The organism is Stenotrophomonas sp. 2YAF26, assembly GCF_052114625.1.
In the GTDB taxonomy this organism is placed as follows: domain Bacteria; phylum Pseudomonadota; class Gammaproteobacteria; order Xanthomonadales; family Xanthomonadaceae; genus Stenotrophomonas; species Stenotrophomonas indicatrix.
This window is the reverse complement of record NZ_JBFRFC010000008.1, coordinates 14629-34588: the sequence shown is the minus strand read 5'-3', so window position 1 is coordinate 34588 and position 19960 is coordinate 14629. Positions and strand designations below refer to the sequence as shown.

Below are 19960 nucleotides of genomic sequence, written 5' to 3'. Positions count from 1 at the left end.
GTGACCGCTTGCGCGGCACCTGCGATCAATCAAAAAAGAAGGAACGCCTCTGGCTTCAATGGCCGGATGGCGGAGTGGTGGAATCGCGAACAATCAGGCGCGGGACCAGGGTCTGCTTGTCCCCTGCCCCTTCCGTGGAGGTGCCGTCCATCAACTGCAACAAACGCGACATCGCCCGATCGCCCAGTTCGGCAATGCTGACCTGCATGGTGGTCAGCGACGGGTGAACGAAACGCGCAAGCGGAATGTCATCGAAGCCGGCCAGGGCGACATCGGTCGGGACATGGACACCTGCCTGCGCGAAGGCATACAGGCAACCCAGGGCCATCATGTCGTTGGCGGCGAATACGGCATCGGGCAGCGTGCCGGCTGCCAGCAACTCCTGACCGGCGCGATGGCCGGAAGCTTCGTCGAAATCACCGGGCAGCTCGATGCCTTCAGCGCCGCTGCCAAACGCCGCCAGCGCGTCACGGAAGCCGCGCAGGCGCTCGCGCGCGTCGAAGTTGAGGTCCGGGCCAGAAATGAATGCAATGCGCCGATGGCCAGCATCGAGCAGGTGGCGGGTCATCGCCATCGCCCCTGCATGGTCATCGATGCTCAACACCGGATGGTCCTGCCCAGGCAGGTAGGTGTTGATGAGTACCGTCGGCAATGCCTGCGGCAGGTTGTCGGTCAGGAACCCGGGGCTCTCGGCATAGGGCGAGAGCACCAGCAGACCGTCGACCCGGCCGCGCATGGCACGCAGGGCTGCGCCCTGCTGCTCCTGGTCGCCGTGATAGCTCGACACCAGCAGGTGCTGGCGCCGGCTGCGGGCGACGTTGTCGATGCCACGCATCAGTTCGGAGAAGAATTCGCCGTACAGGTCCGGAAGCACCACGCCCACCGTATTGGTGCGGCGGCTGCTCAGGCTGCGGGCGGCGGCGTGCGGGGTGTAACGCAGCCGTGCGGCCACCTCCAGCACAAGCTGGCGGACCGGTTCGGCGACATTTTCATGCCCGTTGAGCGCGCGCGAAACGGTGGCCACAGAGACCTTGGCTTCACGGGCGACGTCTTTGATTGTTATGGCTGCCTTGTTCACGAAGCCGCCCTCCACGGCTTGGACCTACCAGCATTGGCGCGGAATGTAAGCGTTTCCATCTGCGCTTGTAAACAGTCCGTTAGACGAATGTCCCCAAACGGACACGGAAACCTGTCCCTGGCAGGCCCATCAACGGACCTGCCAGGACAGCGCGGGACAAGGCCTCAGCCCTGTTCTGACGGGGTATGCGCGCGGATGGACAACGCGTGGATGTCGGTTTCCATCAACGTGCCCAAGGCGGCGTAGACCGCGCGATGGCGCGCCAGCGGGGCCATTCCCGCGAAGCGCTCACTGACCACGTGCACGTTGAAATGGCCGCGACCATCGCGCGCTCCGGCATGGCCTGCATGGCGATGGCTGTCGTCTTCGATCTCAAGCACGCTGGGGGCCAGCGCGTGCTGCAGCGCGTCACGAATCTGCTCGATCCGTTCCGCGTTCACGGCAGCACCTTGCGGAACGGTCGCACCTGCACCCGCACATAGACGCCTGCGGCAACATAGGGATCGGCATCGGCCCAGGCCTGGGCCTGCTGCAACGAGTCGAAGCCGGCAATCACCACCGAGCCGCTGAACCCTGCCGGGCCCGGGTCTTCGCTGTCGATCGCCGGACACGGCCCGGCCAGAAGCAGGCGGCCTTCATCGCGCAACGCGGTCAACCGTGCCAGGTGCTCGGGCCGCGCCTGCAGCCGCTGGGCCAGTACATCCTGGCCGTCATATCCTTCAATCACATACCACACCGGCATTTCCTCGCTTGCGTTGCTGGTGAAGCAATTCTAGCCAATCCAGCCCCGCGCCCGGCCTCGGCTGGACACTGGCGCGGCAAAGGCTTACCCTAGGAACCATTGCACGTGGCTGGATGCAGCAGCCCGTCGGTTTTTGCGGCCAAACGCAGCCCCCGACGACCGACCCGCTGCTTCGAACCGGTCCACCCGACCGGGCCCCGTAGACGACCTCCCCGTAGTCCTGTCGCTGCCGTGTCCTGCGGAGCGTCCTGTTGTTTGATGTGTGGAACCGCGCCGAGACAGGCGCGCCTGGTGTCCTGGCGGTCCGTGGCAGTTGCCCGGTGTGCCAGCTACCGCGACTGGTCCGTTGCAATCCTGATCTCCATTAGATGACTTCCGAACTCGCGCTCGACGCGAACACGCCAACCCGGCCGCCCGCCCCCCAGCAGCAGGAAATGCCGCTGGCCGTGGTGCATGGGCAACCGGTCCTGCAGATTCCGCAGGACCTGTACATCCCGCCGGATGCGCTGGAAGTCATCCTGGACGCCTTTGAAGGACCGCTGGACCTGCTGCTGTACCTGATCCGCCGGCAGAACCTGGACGTACTGGACATTCCCGTGGCCGAGATCACCCGGCAGTACGTGGAATACATCACCGTGATGCGCGAGCTGCGCTTCGAGCTTGCCGCCGAGTACCTGGTGATGGCGGCGATCCTGGCGGAAGTGAAGTCGCGCATGCTGCTGCCCCGCCCCCCCAGCGTGGAGGGCGAGGAAGCCGATCCGCGTGCGGAGCTGGTGCGACGGCTGCAGGAGTACGAACGCTTCAAGCAGGCCGCCGAGGATATCGACGCCCTGCCCCGGCAGGACCGTGACACCACCGTGGCACATGCCTTCATGCCCGAGCGCGCCGCAGTGAAGCTGCCGCCGCCGGTGGACCTGAAGGAAATGCTGATGGCGCTGCACGACGTGCTCAAGCGCGCCGAGCTGTTCACCGGCCACGCCATCAAGCGCGAGGCGCTGAGTGTCCGGCAGCGCATGGGTGAAGTGCTGGGGCGGCTTGAAGACGGCAAGTTCTATCGTTTTGAAAACCTGTTCACCGCCGAAGAAGGCAAGCTGGGCGTGCTGGTCACGTTCCTGGCAGTGCTGGAACTGGCTAAGGAGCAGCTGCTGGACCTCGTGCAGGAAGAACCGCTGGCGCCGATCTACGTGAAGTCCCTGGCCGCCGGCAATACCAATGCCCCGCTGCAGTTCAGCAGCGAGTTCGACGACAACGACGCCGCCAATGAAAACGAGTGAGCGCTGACTGCCGATGGATCAAACGCTGATCAACCGCATTGTCGAAGGTGCGCTGCTGGCCTCCAGCCAGCCGCTCACCCTGGCCCAGCTGAAGGACCTGTTCCCGGAAGACGAGCCGGCACCGCCGGGCAGCATCGAACGTGCGCTGGAACGGCTGCGCGAGAGCTGCCAGGACCGTGGCGTGGAACTGGTGGAGGTGGCTTCGGGCTTCCGCTACCAGGTGACCGCCGAAGTACATGGCTGGATCAGCCGGCTGTGGACCGAACGCAAGACTCGCTATACCCGCGCCACCCTGGAAACGCTGGCACTGATCGCCTACCGGCAGCCGATCACCCGTGGCGAGATCGAGCAGGTGCGCGGCGTGGCGGTCAGCAGTAACATCATCCAGGCACTGGAAGAGCGCGAGTGGATCCGCGTGGTCGGCCACCGCGACGTACCCGGCAAGCCCGCCCTGTTCGGCACCACCAAGGGCTTCCTGGACTACTTCGGGCTGAAACGCCTGGACGAACTACCGCCCCTTTCCGAGCTGAAGGACCTGGGCGACCTGGAGCCGCAGCTGGCGCTGGATCGCGACGCCCCGCTCGCCGCCAGCGCCGAGGGCCCGGACGTGAGCGCCGACCCGGACACCGCGGCAAATGACGACACCAGCACCACCGCTGGCGACACCCCCGATTCTGCCGACGCACTCCCTGCGGCGGCCGACGATGAGCAAGCACCTTCGCCCTCCGATGATGGGCACCCCGATTCCGCGCCGGGCGAGCGCGCGGTGACAGTGAACGAACGCGAAGACAACGCCGTCGCGAAGACGACCGTGGCTGTTGACCAAGCCGATTCCGAACCAGAGGCCGACCTCGAAACCGTCGGCCGGAGCAAAACTGATGAGTGAYACCCCCCGCAAGCCCTCGTTGAACAAGCTTTCGCTCAAGCGCGAAGCCACGTCCGAACAGTTCAAGCTGGAAGAACGCCTGCACAAGGTCCTGGCCCAGGCCGGCCTCGGCTCGCGTCGTGCGCTGGAACAGCGCATTGCCGAAGGCCTGGTCAAGGTCAACGGTGAAGTCGCGCAGACCGGCATGTCGGTCAAGAGCGGCGACAAGATCGAGCTCGACGGTCGCGGCTTCGTCGCCACCGCGCTGGCCGAGCCGTCGCGCGTGCTGGTCTACAACAAGCCGGAAGGCGAAGTGACCACGCGTGAAGACCCTGAAGGTCGCCCGACCGTGTTCGAATCCCTGCCGGCGCTGAAGGGTGCCCGCTGGATCGCCGTCGGCCGCCTGGACATCAACACCACCGGCCTGCTGCTGGCGACCACCGACGGTGAGCTGGCCAACGCCATGATGCACCCCTCGTTCGAGGTTGAGCGCGAGTACGTGGTGCGCGTGCGTGCCCCGGAAGGCGAGGACAAGGTGCCCGATGCCGTCGTCGACCGCCTCACCCGTGGTGTCGCGCTGGAAGATGGCCCGGCCAAGTTCGATGAGATCGAACGCATCGGCGGCACCGATTCGCACGACTGGTTCCGCGTCGTGGTGAAGGAAGGCCGCAACCGCGAAGTGCGCCGCCTGTGGGAATCGCAGGGCTGCCAGGTCAGCCGCCTCAAGCGCACCCGCTACGGCAAGGTCAGCCTGCCGCGCGAACTGGCCCGCGGCCAGTCCGTCGAACTGCCGGGCAGCCAGGTCGAAGCGCTGCGCGCCGAATTGAAGCTGGAAGAAGGCGCGCCGTCGGCCCTGACCCTGCAGCCGGTGATCGGCCAGCGTCGCGCCGCCAAGACCACCGTGCGCGTGCGCGAAGGTGGCCGCGGCAACGCTTACGTCAATGGTCACAACACCGCCGATGAAGGTCGCGAACTGCGTCGCTTCGACAACGTGCGCGAAGACCGCGGCCGCGGTCGCGGCGGCAAGGGTGGTGGTGGTTTCAAGGGCGGCCTGACCGTCAGCGGTGAAGCTGCTGCCAAGCAGTCGCAGCGCCCGTTCAAGCAGCGCGCGCCGAAGAACGACCGCTCGCTGCCGGAAGGCAACCCGGCCGCATTCCGTACCTGGTACGTGCCGGATGGCGTGAGCACCGGCCCGAGCGGCCACCGCAATGCCGGTCCGGGCGCTCGTGGCCCGGGTGCCCGTGGTCCGGGCGCAGGTGCAGGCGGCCAGGGCCGTCCGTACGGCAAGCCGAAGGGCCCAGGCGCAGGCGCCGGTGGCGGCCAGGGTCGTGGCGGCTACGGTGGTGAAGGACGCGGTGGCGCCGGTGGCGCAGGCGGCCAGGGTCGTCCGGCCGGTGCGGGCAACCGCTCGCAGGGCCAGGGCAACAAGCACCCCTACGGCCATCCGGGCAATGCCCCCAGCTTCCCGTCCGACCACGCCAATCCGGGCTTCAGCCCGTATGGCAGCTCGCGTCCGGCCGGCAACGGTCGTCCGGGCGGCAATTCGAATGCACGTCCGGGCGGCAACCGTGGTCCGGGTGGTCCGGGCGGCAATCGCGGCCCGGGTGGCCCCGGCGGCAACCGTGGTCCCGGCGGCCCGGGTGGCAACCGCGGCCCGGGTGGCCCCGGCGGCAACCGTGGTCCGGGTGGCCCGCGTCGCAGCGGCCCGCGCGGCGGCTGATCTCCACCTTCAATGAAGGACACAGCGATGACACGGATGTTGTCCCTCGGCGCCCGCATCGGCGCCGTGCTGGTGGTTCTGTTGCCGGTCGGCGGCTGCGAACGCGCTGCCGACCGGCTCAAGCAGGAAATCGCCGCCACGCAGAATCCCTGGCCGAAATCTTCGGCCCTGCACGATCCGGCCGACCGCATGCTGCGTCGGCTGATCGTCGATGAGCGCTATCTCACCCGCATCAAGCAGGCCGGCAGCAAGGACAAGGCTGCTGTCGCCGGTGCACAGCTTGCACTGGATGGCATCGGCCGCCTGCCTCGCCCCATGCTGGAGCGGCGTGCGCAGCTGCTGGCCGCAATGCTGCGCGGAATGCCGGTAGAGAAATGCGCACTGATCGCCCGCGCCACCACGGCGTCGGACATTGCACAGGTAGGCAGGACCTTGTTCAACGAACTGGAGAAGCGACCGTCGCAGGACATCGATTTCTGGTTCGAGATGAGCTACCAGGCCAGCCTCGCCGAGCTCGAACAGCGACCCGCAACCCCCGCCACTGAACAGCAGATTGCCGAGGCGACCGAGGCCCTGCTCGCCTCGATGGCTGACGAAAGCACGCGCGCGCGGGCCATGGCGGTCCTGCCGCGGATGGACACCGCACCGGCTGCCGACGTCTGCTGGGCATCGCTGATGCTGCTTGATGCCGCGTCCAGCACCGTGCCCGAACCACATCGCGGCACATTGGCCTGGCTGATGGCCCAGCAGTAGACACGGCGACGGAAGCCGGGCCCACGCGCCCGCTTCCCCGCGTTCGGCCGCGACCACTCCACTCTCACCCTGCCGCTCGAGCGCTTTCGGCGCGCTGGAACGCCGCAGGCGTGGTCGCGACCATGCTGCGGAAGAAGGCGATGAACGGACTCTCTGCCGAGAATCCAAGTTCCAGCGCCACGTGCGCGACACGATGGCCGAGCAGCAGCAGTTCCATGGCCCGCATCAACCGCCATTGCTGACGCCACGCCTGGTAGCCCATGCCGGTATCGCGTTGCATCAGGCGCCCGATCGTACGCACGCTCAGTCCGCTGCGCTGGGCCAGCTCGCCCAGTTCGGGCGGCAGCTGCTCGGCCACCGGCAGGCAGCGGGCGATGCGCGGGTCGCGCGGTAATGGCAGCTCCATCGGCTCCACCGGCGCAGCGGCAATCTCAAGCACGCACAGCGCCAGTTGATGCCCCGCTCGCGGCGCTTGCCAGTCATGTGCGAACGGCGCCTGCGCGATCGGCTCCAGCAGCGCCTGCAGCAGGGGACCGACACCAATGATTGCTGGCTGCTGCGGCAACTGCGCCGACAGCGTGGCATCGAAGTACAGCGACCGATAGTCCACCGCCCGCCGCATCTGCGCGCGGTGCAGCAGACCACCCGGAATCCACGCCGCGCGCGATGGCGGCAACAGACTGATGCGATCGCCGAACGTCAGCCGCGTGCAACCGGCGCGCGTGTACAGCAGTTGCGAACGTGCGTGCTGGTGCCAACCGGAGTCATGCTCGGCCAGCGTGGCAGCGATACCGATCACCGGGGCGCTCCAGGCATCGGCATCGAAGCGAGCGTCGGGCTGCAGCCACGCCATGTCCGATTTCATCCATCTACTGTCGTAATCACTAGAGTGCGCCATCGGCATGGCCACGACAATGCGCGCCCCTGTTTCCGGAGCGCGCCGATGTCGCCTCGCCTGCTGTCCCTCACCATTGCGCTGCTGATGTTTCCGCAGCTGGCGCAGACCCTGTACAGCCCGGCGCTGGCCGATCTGGCGCAACGCTTCGCCCTGCCGGCCAGCGCTGCCAGCCAGGCGATGAGCCTGTACCTGCTGGGGTTCGCGCTGGGCGTCCTGCTGTGGGGAAGGCTGGCCGACCGCGTTGGCCGTCGCCCTGCCCTGCTGGGTGGCCTGTCCGTTTTCGTGCTGGCGGCACTGGGCGGATTGGCGGCCGGCACGTTCGGCCAGGTGCTGGTTGCGCAGATGCTGGCCGCCCTGGGCGCCGCCGCCGCCTCGGTGGTGACGCAGACCGTGCTGCGCGACCACCTTGAAGGGTCCGCGCTGGCGCAGGCGTTCTCCTGGATTGGCATGGCGTTGGCGCTGAGTCCGGCGATCGGGCTGGCGCTGGGCTCGCTGCTGGTCGCTGCCGATGGCTATGCAGGCGTGCAGGCCGGCCTGCTGCTGATCGCTGCATTGCTGATGCTCGGCTGCGTGACCGGGCTGCGTGAAAGCCGCCCCGCGCAGATCGCGCCCGTAGCGCTGCGGCCCCTGCTGCGGCAACTGCTGGGCGACCGCTGGATCTGGTCGCAGGCGCTGCTGGTCATGGCCTTCAACGTGGCCATGTACAGCTGGTACGCGCTGGGGCCGTTCGTGTTCGCACGCCTGCACTGGCCGGCCAGCTGGTTCGGCGCCAGCGGTGCGGTGCTGGCACTGGGTTCGGCGTTGGGCGCGTGGGCCAATGGCCGCCTGTTGCGTGCCGGCGTTCCTGCGTTGACGCGCATCCGCATCGCGGCATCGCTGGTACTGGCTGGTGGCGTACTGGCCGCGCTGCTGCGCGGGCAACCGGTCATCGTGATGGCGATGCTGCCGGTCGTGGCGGGATTCGGCCTGGCCATCCCCAACGTGCTCGGGCAGGCACTACGCGGCTATGCACATTGCCTGGGCAGTGCCGGCGCCCTGTTCGGCCTGCTCTACTACCTGCTGATCGGCGCGGCGATGGCCGTTGTCGGCGCACTGCAGATGCTGGCGCCATCCATCATCGCCTGTGCACTGCTGGCGCTGTGGTTGCTGCGTCCGCGGAGCGCGCTGGCCTAGGAATTGCTGCAAACGCCCTGCACTGTGCGCCACTGCCGGAAACCGCGTGGCAGCGCTGGCTATGGTGCGTGTTCTCCGCAACCACGCAGATGCCGATGATCAACATCACCGCAGAACAGGCCCGCGCAAACGCTGACGCCGCCATTCGACCGATCGAGCAGTACTACAGGGATCTGGACAAATCGATCCAGGTCGGCTCGGAAAACGGCCGCCGTTACATCGTGTTCGGCTTCAACAAGGCGCTGGCCAGCGAGCGCCTCGTCGACGGCGTCGTCGAGCAGCTGCTGGAGAACCGCTTCAGTGTCGAACGGCTGCCCAGCGACGCCGAGCAGCACTACATCCGCATCAGCTGGGAAGCCGGGGAGCCCTCCCGACTCAACGCCGGCTGATGGTGAACGCCGCGCCGTCCACACCCAGGTCCCAGCCCTTGCCGGTACCGGACAGGGCCAGCGAGATATCGCCCTTGGTCATCACCTGCGCGTTGCTGGACTTCACCGCACCGGCATGCGCGCCGACCGAGGCGTAGGTGCCCAGCAGCTCGCCGACGCTGCTGGCGCCGGTGAAGCTGCCACGGCCATCGGTGATCTTCGACTTGCCAACGGTCAGGCCGCCGCCCTTCAGCTGGATCCGCACCGGCATGCTGGAACCGTTGGTGCAGTGGATGGTGCCGTTGCCCGAGGCGGTCTTGTAGATCAGTGACCAGCCGGACAGGTTGTAGCGCAGCTGGCAGTCAAGGTTGCCACCGGCCTGCGCGGTCGGGGCCAGGGACGCTGCGGCGAGCGCCAGCAGCAGGGCAAACGGCTTGGTATTCATCGGCAGAACATCCACATCGGTCGGAATGTGGGCGAATCTAGCAGCGCGCGCGTGCACGTTGGATGCAGGCGCGCGCGGTGGGGCGGGAAGCGTTCAGCCGCCGTATCAGGCCTGCACATCCAGATGGAAGGCATCGGCATCGAGCATGGCCGGGAAGCGTGCACGATGCGAGGCCAGTGCTTCGGCGGAGATGGTGGTGGTCACCACCTGCTCGCGCTCGCGGATCTCCACCTGCGGCTGGCCGAGGAAGTCGATGACCGCGCTGTCGCCAGCGTAATGCAGCTGGTTGCCATCCACGCCTACGCGGTTGACCGCAGCGACGAAACACAGGTTCTCGATCGCGCGCGCGCGCAGCAGGGTCTTCCACGCGTAGGCGCGCGCGGAAGGCCAGTTGGCGACGAAGATCTGCAGGTCGAAGTCCAGTTGTTCGGCACGCTCGACGTTGTAGCGGTTGCGGCAGAACACCGGGAAACGCAGGTCGTAGCAGACCTGCGGATTGATCCGCCAGCCCTTCCATTCCACGCACAGGCGGTCGCGGCCGGCGGCATAGCGCTCGTGCTCGCCGCCGTAACGGAACAGGTGGCGCTTGTCGTAGTACTGCAGGCCACCATCGGGGGTGGCGAACAGCAGGCGGTTGTAGACGCCCTCGCCATCGCGCAGCTGCACGCTGCCGATCACTGCCGCATTCAAGGCTTTGGCCTGCGCGCGCACCCACGCCACGGTCGGGCCGTCCATGCCTTCGGCCTGGGCGATGGCTTCGTTTGAAAAGCCACTGGTGAAGGTTTCCGGCAGGATCACCAGATCGGTGGTCCCGGCCAGCGGCTCCAGCAGCGCACCGTAGTACTCACGGTTGCCCGCCGGGTCGTGCCAGCGGGTGTCGCCCTGGACGAGGGAAATGCGTAGGTCCTGCATGCTGTCTCCTCCGCTCACAGCAGGCGCAGGCGTTCGATCGCCGCGTCCAGGGTGGCCTCGTTCTTGGCGAAGCACAGGCGCACCAGGCGCTGACCGACCGGCGCGGTTTCGTAGAACGGCGACAGCGGAATGGCGGTGACGCCCTTCTCGATGGTCAGCCACTTCACGAACTCGTGGTCCGGCAGGTCACTGATGGCCGAATAGTCGACCAGCTGGAAGTAGCCGCCCGGCACCGGCAGCGCCTTCAGGCGGGTGCCGGCCAGCTGCTCGCGGAAGCGGTCGCGCTTGGCTTCATAGAACGCGCCCAGTTCGAGATGATGCTGCGGCTCGTCGCGGATCATCGCGGCGAAACCGTACTGCGCCGGGCCGAAGCTGGTGAAGGTGTTGTACTGGTGCACCTTGCGGAACTCGGCGGTCATCGCCGCTGGCGCCACCGCATAGCCGATCTTCCAGCCGGTGCAGTGATAGGTCTTGCCGAAGCTGGAGATGACGAAGGTGCGCTCGCGCAGTTCCGGGTAGCGCAGCGCCGATTCGTGGCGGCGGCCGTCGTAGATGATGTGCTCGTACACCTCATCGGAGATCAGGTAGATCTGCGTGCCGCGCAGCACATCGGCCAGCGCCTGCATGTCCGCTTCGTCCAGCATCGCGCCGGACGGGTTGTGCGGGGTGTTGACCATCAGCAGGCGGGTGCGCGGAGTGATCGCCGCACGTACGCGATCCCAGTCGACGGCGAAGGTCTGCGGGTCCAGCGGCACATGCACTGCCGTGGCGCCAGCCAGTTCGATGGCCGGTTCGTAGCAGTCGTAGGCCGGGTCGAGCACGATCACTTCCTCACCGGCACGCACCACGGCGTGGATGGCGTTGAAGATCGCCTCGGTGGCTCCGCTGGTGACGGTGATCTCGGTGTCCGGATCGATCGTCGCGCCGTACAGGTCCAGCGACTTCTGCGCGATGGCCTGGCGCAGCGGTGCCACGCCGGTCATCGGCGGGTACTGGTTCAGGCCGGCGGCCATCGCCTTGGTGGTTTCGTCGATCAGGCGCTGCGGCGCGGAGAAATCCGGGAACCCCTGGCCGAGGTTGACCGCGCCGTGTTCGGCGGCGAGCTGGGACATCACGGTAAAGATCGTGGTACCGACCTTGGGCAGCTTGGTGTTCGGTTGCATCGGCCTGGGGGGATGGGGAGACAGACCCCTGAGTTTACGCAATCCGTGCTGATGTAGTGCCGGCCGCTGGCCGGCAACCTCGACCCGCCACACCGGCCCCTTGCAGAGCTGCCGGCCAGCGGCCAGCACTACCCGATGCGGTTTCACCGCTACAATTGCTGCCGCACTCCCGCATGAAGACTCCTGCGCCTTGAACACCCCTGCATTGCTGGCCGCCAGCGGCCTGAGCTTCTCCCGCAATGACGAGCCGGTGTTCGGCCCGCTGGACTTCCACGTGGATGCCGGCGAGGCGCTGCTGGTGCAGGGCGGCAACGGTGCCGGCAAGACCACGCTGCTGCGCGTGCTGTCGGGCCTGGCGCGCCCGGGCGCGGGCCAGGTGCTGATCGATGGCAGGCCGGCCAGCAACGCCGAGCGTGCGCGCTATGTTGCCTACCTCAGCCACCTGCCGGCACTGAAGCCGGACCTGGACACGCTGGAGAACCTGCATTTCCTGTGCGGCCTGCACGGCCGCCGCGCCCGGCAGATGCCGGGCAATGCGCTGGCCATCGTCGGACTGGCCGGCTACGAAGACACCCTGGTGCGGCACCTGTCGGCCGGACAGAAGCGGCGGCTGGCGCTGGCCCGCATCTGGTTGTCGCCGGCACCACTGTGGCTACTCGACGAACCCTATGCCAACCTCGACCTGGAAGGCATCAACCTCGTCAACCGGATGATTTCCGCACACCTGCGCAGCGGTGGCGCCGCTCTGGTCACTACTCATGGTGCCTACGCCGCCCCGCCGGTACGCACCCGCCAGCTCGACCTGGGAGGTGAAGCATGATCGCGCCAGGCACCGAACCAGGCCTGTGGCAGACCGCCCGCGCCCTGATCGCGCGCGACCTGCGCCTGCTCTGGCGGCGTCGCGGCGATGCCCTGCAGCCGGTGCTGTTCGCCCTGCTGGTGGTGGTGCTGTTCGCCTTGGCCCAGGGCCGGGACCCGCAGCCGCTGGCCGCCACCGCCGGTGCGGTGCTGTGGTTGGCGGTGCTGCTGGCCGGGCAGCTGGCGCTGGATTCGCTGTTCCGCTCCGATGCCGAAGACGGTTCGCTTGAACAATGGCTGCTGGCGCCGGTACCACTGGCGTGGCTGGTGCTGGTGCGGGTACTGCTGCATTGGGCGACCACCGCCCTGCCACTGATCCTGCTGAGCCCGCTGCTGGCGGAAATGCTGCATCTGCCGCATGACCAGCTGCCGATGTTGCTGGCATCGTTGCTGCTGGGAACACCGTTGTTGAGCCTGATCGGTGGCGTGGTCGCTGCACTGACCGTCGGCATCCGGCGCTCTGGTATTCTCGTGGCGTTGCTGTCGTTGCCGTTGTACGTACCGGTGCTTGTCTTCGGTGCTGGCAGCCTGGCGGCAGCCAGCCGCGGGCAGGATCCGGTCGGTGCGCTGCTGATGCTGGGCGCTGGTCTGGTGATCGCCCTGGTGCTGGCACCGCTGGCCACCGCTGCTGCGATCCGTATTTCTCTGAGTTGACCGAGCTGAGAGCCAATCCACCCCTGCTGGATAGCCGCCACGCATGAATCCGATCGTCCGCTGGTTCCATCAACTCGGTTCGCCCCCGACGTTCGATCGTTTCGCCGCACGCTGGTCCCGCGTATTTTACGCCGCGGCTGTTCCGGTGCTGCTGATCGGCCTGTGGCAGGGCCTGTTCGTGGCACCGCCGGAACAGAACCAGCACGACGCCTTCCGCATCATCTACATCCATGTACCCAGTGCCTGGATGAGCCTGTTCGTGTTCGCGCTGATGGCCGCCTACGCCGCCATCGCGCTGATCTGGCGCATCAAGATCTGCGAGATCCTGGCGATGGCCTGTGCGCCGATGGGCGCCGGCTTCACCCTGATCACCCTGCTGACCGGCAGCATCTGGGGCAAGGGCACCTGGGGCACCTGGTGGGACTGGGACCCGCGCATGACCAGCGAGCTGATCCTGCTGTTCCTGTACCTGGGCGTGATCGGCCTGTACCACGCCATCGAAGACCGCCGCAGCGCCGCACGCGCGGCCGGCCTGCTGGCCATCGTCGGCGTGGGCCTGCTGCCGATCATCCGCTATTCGGTGGACTGGTGGGGCGCGCTGCACCAGCGCCAGTCGATCAACGTGTTCGGCGAGAACGCCGTGCGGCCGGAACTGATCGCCCCGCTGTGGTGGATGGTGGTCGCCACCAAACTGTGGTTCGTCGGCTCGCTGCTGGCCAAGGCGCGCGCCGACAACATCGCGCGCGAGGCCGGCAAGGCCTGGATCGACGAGCGCTTCGGCACCGCGGATGGGGAGGCACGGCGATGACCCACCTGCCCTACCTCATCGCCGCATTCGCGGTATTCCTGCTGGTGCTGGGCTGCGATGCCCTGGGCTCGTGGCTGCGCCTGCGCAGCGCCCGGCAGCTGGCGCAACGCCGCCAGCAGCGGCTGCAGGCGCGCGGCAACGCGTCGGCACAGGCGCCGCTGGCAACCGAGCTCAGCCGATGACGCCGGTACAGCGACGCCGCATGATCTGGGTGCTCCTGCTGCTGCTTGCCTCCGGGCTGGCCACCACGCTGGTGGCCTTCGCCCTGCAGCGCAACATCGCCTACCTGTACACCCCTTCGGAAGTGCTGCGCGGGGACGTGGATGCGCAGTCGCGCTTCCGTCTGGGCGGCATGGTGGTCAAGGGCTCCTTCGATCGACCCAGCGGCTCGTTGCAGGCCCACTTCGTGGTCACCGACGGCGATGCGACGCTGCCGGTCAGTACCGATCGCATCCTGCCGGACATGTTCCGCGAGGGGACCGCCGTGGTCGCCAGCGGTCGCCTGCAGGACGGCACCTTCGTCGCCGACGAGGTGCTGGCCAAGCACGATGAGAACTACGTGCCCAAGGAAGTGGCCGACAAGATGGGCGATGCGCATCGCAAGCACGATGTGCCGGTCACGGCGCCCAAGGTGCGCTGAGTGCTTCCCGAATTCGGTCAGATCCTCCTGCTGTGCGCGTTGCTGGCCTCACTGCTGCAGGCAGTGCTGCCGCTGGTGGGTGCGCAGCGCGGCAATGACGCATGGATGGCCATTGCCCGCCCGGCGGCCTTTGCCCAGCTGGTGCTGCTGGCCGGTGCCTTCGCCGTACTGACCGCGGCCTTCGTGCAGCAGGACTTCTCGGTGCGTTACGTGGCCGAGAACTCCAATTCACTGCTGCCGTTGATCTACCGCTATTCGGCGGTGTGGGGTGCGCACGAAGGCTCGCTGCTGATGTGGGCGCTGGTGCTCGCGCTGTGGACCGGCGCGGTGGCGCTGTTCTCGCGCCATCTGCCGGCACCAGTACAGGCGCGCGTGCTGGCGGTGATGGGCGTGGTCAGCGTCGGCTTCCTCGCCTTCCTGATCTTCACCTCCAATCCGTTCCTGCGCTTGAACCCGGTGCCACTGGAAGGCCGTGACCTCAACCCGCTGCTGCAGGATCCGGGGCTGATCATCCATCCGCCGATGCTGTACCTGGGCTACGTCGGCTTCGCAGTGCCCTTCGCCTTCGCCGTGGCGGCGCTGCTGGAAGGCCGCGTCGATGCACGCTGGCAACGCTGGACGCGGCCCTGGACCAACGTCGCCTGGGGCTTCCTCACGCTGGGCATCGCACTGGGCAGCTGGTGGGCGTACTACGAACTGGGCTGGGGCGGCTGGTGGTTCTGGGACCCGGTCGAGAACGCCAGCTTCATGCCGTGGCTGGTTGGCGCGGCACTGATCCATTCGCAGGCAGTGACTGAAAAGCGCGGCACTTTCGGCAGCTGGACGCTGCTGCTGGCCATCGCGGCGTTCGCGCTGTCGCTGCTGGGCACCTTCCTGGTCCGTTCCGGCGTGCTGACCAGCGTGCATTCGTTCGCCGCCGATCCCTCGCGTGGGCTGTTCATCCTGATCTTCCTGTCGGTGCTGGTGGGTGGCAGCCTGCTGCTGTATGCGCTGCGCGCACCACGCCTGGCCGTGGATGCCGGCGATCCGCGCCGTGGCTTCACCGCCACCTCGCGCGAAACCCTGCTGCTGGCCAACAACCTGCTGCTGGCCAGCGCCTGCGCGATGGTCCTGCTCGGCACGCTCTACCCGCTGCTGGCCGATGCGCTGTCGCTGGGCAAGATCTCGGTGGGTCCACCGTACTTCGGCAGCCTGTTCCTGCTGTTGATGGCACCGATGGTGATGCTGCTGCCGTTCGGTCCGCTGGTGAAGTGGCAGCGCGACCAACCCTCGCGCGCACTGGCATTGCTGCTGCCATGGGCGGGCCTGGCCGTGCTGCTTGGCGCCTGGGCCTGGTGGCAGGCGCCGCAGAATGGCTGGAAGGCCGGCATCGGCGTTGCGGCTGCGGCCTGGGTTGGGCTGGGCACCGCCCGGTTCGTCTGGCAGCGCCTGCGTGGCAATGGCCGCTTCACTGCCGAAATGCTTGGCATGATCGTCGCCCATGCCGGTGTCGCGGTGTTCCTGGCCGGCGCGCTGCTGGTGGAAGCGTTGAACGTGCAGCGCGAAGTGGCGCTGTCGCCGGGCCAGCAGGTGGTGGTCGCTGGGCACGAAGTGCGCTTCGAGGGCGTGGACCACCGCGAAGGCCCCAATTTCATCGCTGATCGCGGCCATCTGCGGGTGCTGCGCGACGGTCGCGAGCTGGCCCTGCTGCATCCAGAGAAGCGCCAGTACGCCAGCGGCGGCCAGGTGATGACCGAAGCAGGCATCGATGCACGACTCAGCGGTGATGTCTACGTGGCATTGGGCGAGCCGCTGGGCAACAATGCATGGGCGGTACGGGTGCACATCAAGCCCTTCGTGCGCTGGATCTGGCTGGGCGCGCTGTTGATGGCCCTGGGCGGATTCATCACCGCTGCCGATCGCCGCTTTCGTCGTCCGTAGGAGTTCCCCATGTCCGAGTCACCCGCCCCACGCCCTTCCCGCCCGCTGCCGCCGGTAGCCATCGTGATCGGCGTCCTGTTCTTCTTCGGCCTGCTTGGCCTGATGATCTACGGGGTGATGAAATCGGGCGATCCGCAGCGCGACGTGCTGCCCTCGGCGCTGATCGACAAGCCGGCGCCGGCGTTCGCGCTGCCGGTGCTGCATGACCCGCAGATGATCGTGCGCAGCGAGGAGCTGCGTGGCGCGCCGTACCTGCTCAACGTCTGGGGCAGCTGGTGCGCGGCCTGCCGTGAAGAACATCCGGTGCTGACCCGCTTCGCCGAGAGCAAGCGCGTACGCGTGATCGGCTACAACTGGAAGGATGAACCGACCGACGCGCTGCACTGGCTGGAACAGCTGGGCAACCCGTTCATGGTCGTGCTGAGCGACATCGAAGGCCGCACCGCCATCGACTGGGGCGTGACGGCAGCACCGGAGACCTTCCTGGTCGATGGCAGTGGCATCGTGCGCTGGAAGTACAGCGGCGCGATGACCCAGCAGGTGGTCGATGAGAAGTTGATTCCGGCGCTGGAAAAGCTTGAAAAGGCCCAGGGCGATGCCGGCAACACCCTGCACGCCTCGCCGTAAGCGCATGCGCTGGCTGCTGCCCCTGCTGCTGGCACTGACCCTGGTCGCGCCGAACTCCGGCCTCGCCCAACAACCGGTGCATGATGCGCGGCCGCTGATGTTCCGCGATACCGCCGAGGAAGCGCGCTTCCACGACCTGGCTGCGCAGTTGCGCTGCGTGCAGTGCCAGAACCAGTCATTGGCCGATTCCAATGCGCAGATCGCGCAGGACCTGCGCCGTGAAGTGCTGCAATTGATGCAGCAGGGCCTGGACGACACCGCGATCAAGCAGTTCCTGGTCGCCCGCTATGGCGAATTCGTGCTCTATCAACCGCCACTGCAACCGGGCACCTGGCTGCTGTGGGGCGGTCCGCTGCTGGTACTGGGGGCTGGCGCGCTGGTGGTGGTGGGCATCGTCCGTCGTCGCAGCCGGCAGATGGATGCATCCGCTGCGGCGAATTCAACCGAGGGAGAGGACTGGTGACGCAGTGGTTGCCGATGGTCGCCGCAGTGGCCGCTGCGCTGTTGGCGGCAATAGTGCTGTGGCCGCTGCGCCAGCAAGGCCGTCGCAGCTTCGTGCTGGGGGTGGTGACACTGGGCGTAGCCGGTGCCTGCCTGTACCTGTTGGTCGGCAATCCCCGCGCGGCACAGGTGCAGCCCGCACCCTCGGTCGCCACCCTGCGTGACGGCGTAGAGGCACTGCAGCAGGCGCTGCAGCGTGACCCGCAGCGCGCCGATGGCTGGGCGCTGCTGGGCCGTTCGCAGGCTGAGCTGGGTAATGTCGCCGCTGCGGCCGACGCCTTCAACCGCGCCGCAGCCCTTGCACCGGACGAACCGGGCGTGCTGGTCGAGGCCGCGCAGGCACGGGCCCAGGCCGATCCTGGTAAGCAGTTCGATGACACCGCGCTGGCATGGCTGCAGCGCGCACGTACCTTGTCGCCCGAGGCCGAGCGCGCAAGCTGGTTGCTTGGCATTGCCCTGCGCCAGCGGGGCCGCAATGCCGAGGCCGCCGAACTCTGGAGCACGCTGCTGCCACGCCTGGAGCCGGGTGCCGCGCAGGCGCTGCAGGCGCAGATCGCCATCGCCCGCGAGGCGGCCGGCCAGCCGTCGGACACTCCGACAGCGGTTGCACCGGCGCTGCTGCAGGTACGGGTGCACCTGCCCGCATCGTTGAAAGCGAGTGATTGGCCGGCCAGCACCCAGGTGTTCGTGCTGGCACGCGCAGTGGGCGGCCCGCCGATGCCGGTGGCTGCACGCAGGCTGCCCCTGGTCGGCTTCCCTGCAACGGTCGGCCTGGGCGACGGCGACAGCCCGATGCCGACTGCGCCACTGTCGGCGCATCGCGAAGTGGAAGTACTGGCGCGCATTTCGCGCAGCGGCAGCGCCAATCGCAGCGCGGAGGACCTGCAAACCACGCCGGTCAAGGTCAGCCTGCCACATGACGGTGTGGTCGAACTGCGGTTCCCGTAACACGACATCCCCGGTAGTGCCGGCCGCTGGCCGGCAACGTCACGATGTTCGATGTGGATGCGTGGTTGCCGACCAGCGGCCGGTACTACCTGGGCCTCAGCGCATGGAAACCAGCGTGTCGCCAGCTGCACATGCCGCCCCGCTAGAATGCCCCCATGACCGAATTCATTCCGCCCGGCACCCGCTTCCATGCCCTGCCCTCACCCTTTCCGTGCAAACGCGGCGGCGCCCTGCATGGTGCGCGCGTGGCCTACGAAACCTGGGGCACGCTGGACACAGGCGCCAGCAACGCGATCCTGGTCGTCACCGGCCTGTCGCCCGACGCGCATGCGGCGGCCAACGAAGCCAATCCTGCGCCAGGCTGGTGGGAAGCCATGGTTGGCCCCGGCAAGCCGATCGATACCAATCGCTGGTTCGTGGTCTGTGTGAACTCGCTGGGCAGCTGCAAGGGCTCCACCGGCCCGGCCTCGATCAATCCGGCCAACGGTGAACTGTATCGCCTGGATTTCCCGGAACTGTCCATCGAAGACGGCGCACGCGCGGCGATCGACGTGGTGCGCGCACTGGGCATCGGACAACTCGCCTGCGTGATCGGCAATTCCATGGGCGGGATGACGGCGCTGGCGGTGTTGCTGCTGCACCCGGGCATCGCCCGCAGCCATATCAACATTTCCGGCAGCGCGCAGGCCCTGCCGTTCTCGATCGCCATCCGTTCGCTGCAGCGCGAAGCGATCCGCCTGGACCCGCACTGGAACGGTGGCCACTACGACAATGAGGCGTACCCGGAATCGGGCATGCGCATGGCACGCAAGCTGGGCGTGATCACCTACCGCTCGGCGCTGGAATGGGATGGCCGCTTCGGTCGCGTGCGGCTGGATTCAGACCAGGCCGACGATGATCCGTTCGGCCTGGAATTCCAGGTCGAGAGCTATCTGGAAGGCCATGCACGCCGGTTCGTGCGCTTTTTCGATCCCAACTGCTATCTGTACCTGAGCCGCTCGATGGACTGGTTCGATCTGGCCGAGTATGGCGATGGCGATGTGCTGGCCGGACTGGCCAGCATCCGCGTCGGCAAGGCACTGGCGATCGGCGCCAACACCGACATCCTGTTTCCGGTGCAGCAGCAGCAACAGGTCGCCGATGGCCTGCGCGCTGGTGGCGCGGACGCGCGCTTCATCGGCCTGGAATCGCCACAGGGTCATGACGCGTTCCTGGTCGACTTCGAGCGCTTCGGCCCGGCCGTGCGCGGCTTCCTCGACGAACTGTAGTGGCGTGGCGGCGCAATCTCGCACTGGCCGCGCTCGGTGCGTTGATCGGCTTGACCGCAACCGGCGTGTTTCCGCTGTGGCTGGGCGCATGGTGTGCATTGGCCAGTGCGGTGTCGTTCGGCCTGTATGGACACGACAAGCGCGCCGCGCAGCGAAAACAGCAGAGGACGCCCGAACGCACGCTGCAGCTGCTGGCCTTTGCCGGCGGCTGGCCCGGCGCGCTGCTCGGCCAGGCGCTGTTCCGCCACAAACATCGCAAGGCGCCGTTCCAGTGGGTGTTCTGGTTGTGCGTCCTGGCCAACGTGGCCTCGATCGCGGTGATGCTGCGCGCGTTTTCGCGCTAGC

The 19960-nt window shown here is 67.4% G+C and carries 24 protein-coding genes; 17 read left to right on the top strand and 7 right to left on the bottom strand.

Annotated elements, in window-relative coordinates; translation table 11 throughout:
- Positions 1–55: 55 nt before the first annotated feature.
- From AB4Y98_RS10245 to AB4Y98_RS10235, 3 genes are all read right to left on the bottom strand, one after another.
- On the bottom strand, positions 56–1078 hold the full coding sequence (locus AB4Y98_RS10245; protein WP_025876505.1) for a LacI family DNA-binding transcriptional regulator: 1023 nt from the start codon (positions 1076–1078) through the stop codon (positions 56–58).
- A 164-nt stretch (positions 1079–1242) separates the two neighbouring features.
- A complete protein-coding gene (locus AB4Y98_RS10240; protein WP_025876502.1) occupies positions 1243–1518 on the bottom strand; it encodes a BolA family protein in 276 nt (91 codons plus the stop codon).
- On the bottom strand, positions 1515–1814 hold the full coding sequence (locus tag AB4Y98_RS10235) for a YciI family protein (protein ID WP_025876500.1): 300 nt from the start codon (positions 1812–1814) through the stop codon (positions 1515–1517). The genes AB4Y98_RS10240 and AB4Y98_RS10235 overlap by 4 nt, the downstream gene beginning before the upstream one ends.
- A 374-nt stretch (positions 1815–2188) precedes the next feature.
- On the opposite strand from AB4Y98_RS10235, the gene AB4Y98_RS10230 reads away from it, so the two are divergent.
- The 4 genes from AB4Y98_RS10230 to AB4Y98_RS10215 are packed head-to-tail and all read left to right on the top strand — an operon-like array spanning position 2189 to position 6432.
- Positions 2189–3094, top strand: a complete 906-nt coding sequence (locus AB4Y98_RS10230) for a segregation and condensation protein A (protein WP_140225759.1) — start codon at positions 2189–2191, stop codon at positions 3092–3094.
- Between the two features lie 13 nt (positions 3095–3107).
- The gene (gene scpB, locus AB4Y98_RS10225; protein ID WP_140227409.1) at positions 3108–3980 is read left to right on the top strand and encodes an SMC-Scp complex subunit ScpB; all 873 of its coding nucleotides are present in this window, start codon (positions 3108–3110) and stop codon (positions 3978–3980) included.
- On the top strand, positions 3973–5679 hold the full coding sequence (locus AB4Y98_RS10220; protein ID WP_442244297.1) for a pseudouridine synthase: 1707 nt from the start codon (positions 3973–3975) through the stop codon (positions 5677–5679). The genes scpB and AB4Y98_RS10220 overlap by 8 nt, the downstream gene beginning before the upstream one ends.
- A 27-nt stretch (positions 5680–5706) precedes the next feature.
- Positions 5707–6432 (top strand): hypothetical protein, encoded by a 726-nt coding sequence (locus AB4Y98_RS10215; RefSeq protein WP_442244296.1) that lies wholly within the window; start codon positions 5707–5709, stop codon positions 6430–6432.
- Between the two features lie 64 nt (positions 6433–6496).
- On the opposite strand, the gene AB4Y98_RS10210 is transcribed toward AB4Y98_RS10215, so the two are convergent.
- Positions 6497–7285 (bottom strand): AraC family transcriptional regulator, encoded by a 789-nt coding sequence (locus AB4Y98_RS10210; RefSeq protein WP_442244295.1) that lies wholly within the window; start codon positions 7283–7285, stop codon positions 6497–6499.
- 90 nt (positions 7286–7375) lie between these two features.
- Here AB4Y98_RS10210 and AB4Y98_RS10205 point away from each other — a divergent pair, with 90 nt between their 5' ends.
- Together AB4Y98_RS10205 and AB4Y98_RS10200 are read left to right on the top strand one after the other, a co-directional pair.
- Positions 7376–8503 carry an MFS transporter gene (locus AB4Y98_RS10205; RefSeq protein ID WP_442244294.1) on the top strand — a complete coding sequence of 376 codons (1128 nt, stop codon included), beginning with the start codon at positions 7376–7378 and terminating at the stop codon, positions 8501–8503.
- Positions 8504–8571: 68 nt separating this feature from the next.
- Positions 8572–8892, top strand: a complete 321-nt coding sequence (locus AB4Y98_RS10200; RefSeq protein ID WP_442244293.1) for a hypothetical protein — start codon at positions 8572–8574, stop codon at positions 8890–8892.
- On the opposite strand, the gene AB4Y98_RS10195 is transcribed toward AB4Y98_RS10200, so the two are convergent.
- From AB4Y98_RS10195 to AB4Y98_RS10185, 3 genes are all read right to left on the bottom strand, one after another.
- Positions 8879–9316: a hypothetical protein gene (locus AB4Y98_RS10195; RefSeq protein ID WP_025876484.1), complete on the bottom strand. Its 438-nt coding sequence runs from the start codon at positions 9314–9316 to the stop codon at positions 8879–8881. The genes AB4Y98_RS10200 and AB4Y98_RS10195 overlap by 14 nt on opposite strands.
- Positions 9317–9421: 105 nt before the next feature.
- The gene (locus AB4Y98_RS10190; protein ID WP_442244292.1) at positions 9422–10228 is read right to left on the bottom strand and encodes an amidohydrolase; all 807 of its coding nucleotides are present in this window, start codon (positions 10226–10228) and stop codon (positions 9422–9424) included.
- 14 nt (positions 10229–10242) lie between these two features.
- On the bottom strand, positions 10243–11391 hold the full coding sequence (locus AB4Y98_RS10185; RefSeq protein ID WP_312787613.1) for a pyridoxal phosphate-dependent aminotransferase: 1149 nt from the start codon (positions 11389–11391) through the stop codon (positions 10243–10245).
- 100 nt (positions 11392–11491) lie between these two features.
- Between AB4Y98_RS10185 and ccmA the strand changes: the two genes are divergently transcribed.
- The 11 genes from ccmA (at position 11492) to AB4Y98_RS10130 (ending at position 19959) form a co-directional block, all read left to right on the top strand.
- Positions 11492–12211: a heme ABC exporter ATP-binding protein CcmA gene (ccmA, locus tag AB4Y98_RS10180; protein ID WP_442244291.1), complete on the top strand. Its 720-nt coding sequence runs from the start codon at positions 11492–11494 to the stop codon at positions 12209–12211.
- A complete protein-coding gene (ccmB, locus tag AB4Y98_RS10175; RefSeq protein WP_025876478.1) occupies positions 12208–12903 on the top strand; it encodes a heme exporter protein CcmB in 696 nt (231 codons plus the stop codon). The genes ccmA and ccmB overlap by 4 nt, the downstream gene beginning before the upstream one ends.
- Positions 12904–12946: 43 nt before the next feature.
- Positions 12947–13711, top strand: a complete 765-nt coding sequence (gene ccmC / locus AB4Y98_RS10170) for a heme ABC transporter permease CcmC (RefSeq protein WP_442244290.1) — start codon at positions 12947–12949, stop codon at positions 13709–13711.
- On the top strand, positions 13708–13893 hold the full coding sequence (ccmD, locus tag AB4Y98_RS10165) for a heme exporter protein CcmD (protein ID WP_312110982.1): 186 nt from the start codon (positions 13708–13710) through the stop codon (positions 13891–13893). Before ccmC ends, ccmD begins: the two co-directional genes overlap by 4 nt.
- Positions 13890–14351, top strand: coding sequence for a cytochrome c maturation protein CcmE (gene ccmE, locus AB4Y98_RS10160; RefSeq protein ID WP_312787566.1), 462 nt, complete (start codon positions 13890–13892; stop codon positions 14349–14351). Before ccmD ends, ccmE begins: the two co-directional genes overlap by 4 nt.
- Positions 14352–16271, top strand: a complete 1920-nt coding sequence (locus tag AB4Y98_RS10155; protein WP_312787567.1) for a heme lyase CcmF/NrfE family subunit — start codon at positions 14352–14354, stop codon at positions 16269–16271.
- A gap of 9 nt (positions 16272–16280) precedes the next feature.
- Positions 16281–16898 (top strand): DsbE family thiol:disulfide interchange protein, encoded by a 618-nt coding sequence (locus AB4Y98_RS10150; protein WP_025876469.1) that lies wholly within the window; start codon positions 16281–16283, stop codon positions 16896–16898.
- Between the two features lie 4 nt (positions 16899–16902).
- The gene (locus tag AB4Y98_RS10145; RefSeq protein ID WP_442244289.1) at positions 16903–17361 is read left to right on the top strand and encodes a cytochrome c-type biogenesis protein; all 459 of its coding nucleotides are present in this window, start codon (positions 16903–16905) and stop codon (positions 17359–17361) included.
- A complete protein-coding gene (locus tag AB4Y98_RS10140; RefSeq protein ID WP_313249786.1) occupies positions 17355–18347 on the top strand; it encodes a tetratricopeptide repeat protein in 993 nt (330 codons plus the stop codon). Before AB4Y98_RS10145 ends, AB4Y98_RS10140 begins: the two co-directional genes overlap by 7 nt.
- A 155-nt stretch (positions 18348–18502) precedes the next feature.
- Positions 18503–19615, top strand: a complete 1113-nt coding sequence (gene metX / locus AB4Y98_RS10135) for a homoserine O-acetyltransferase MetX (protein ID WP_442244288.1) — start codon at positions 18503–18505, stop codon at positions 19613–19615.
- Positions 19615–19959 (top strand): DUF1294 domain-containing protein, encoded by a 345-nt coding sequence (locus AB4Y98_RS10130; protein ID WP_223495745.1) that lies wholly within the window; start codon positions 19615–19617, stop codon positions 19957–19959. The genes metX and AB4Y98_RS10130 overlap by 1 nt, the downstream gene beginning before the upstream one ends.
- The last annotated feature ends 1 nt before the right edge of the window (position 19960 follow it).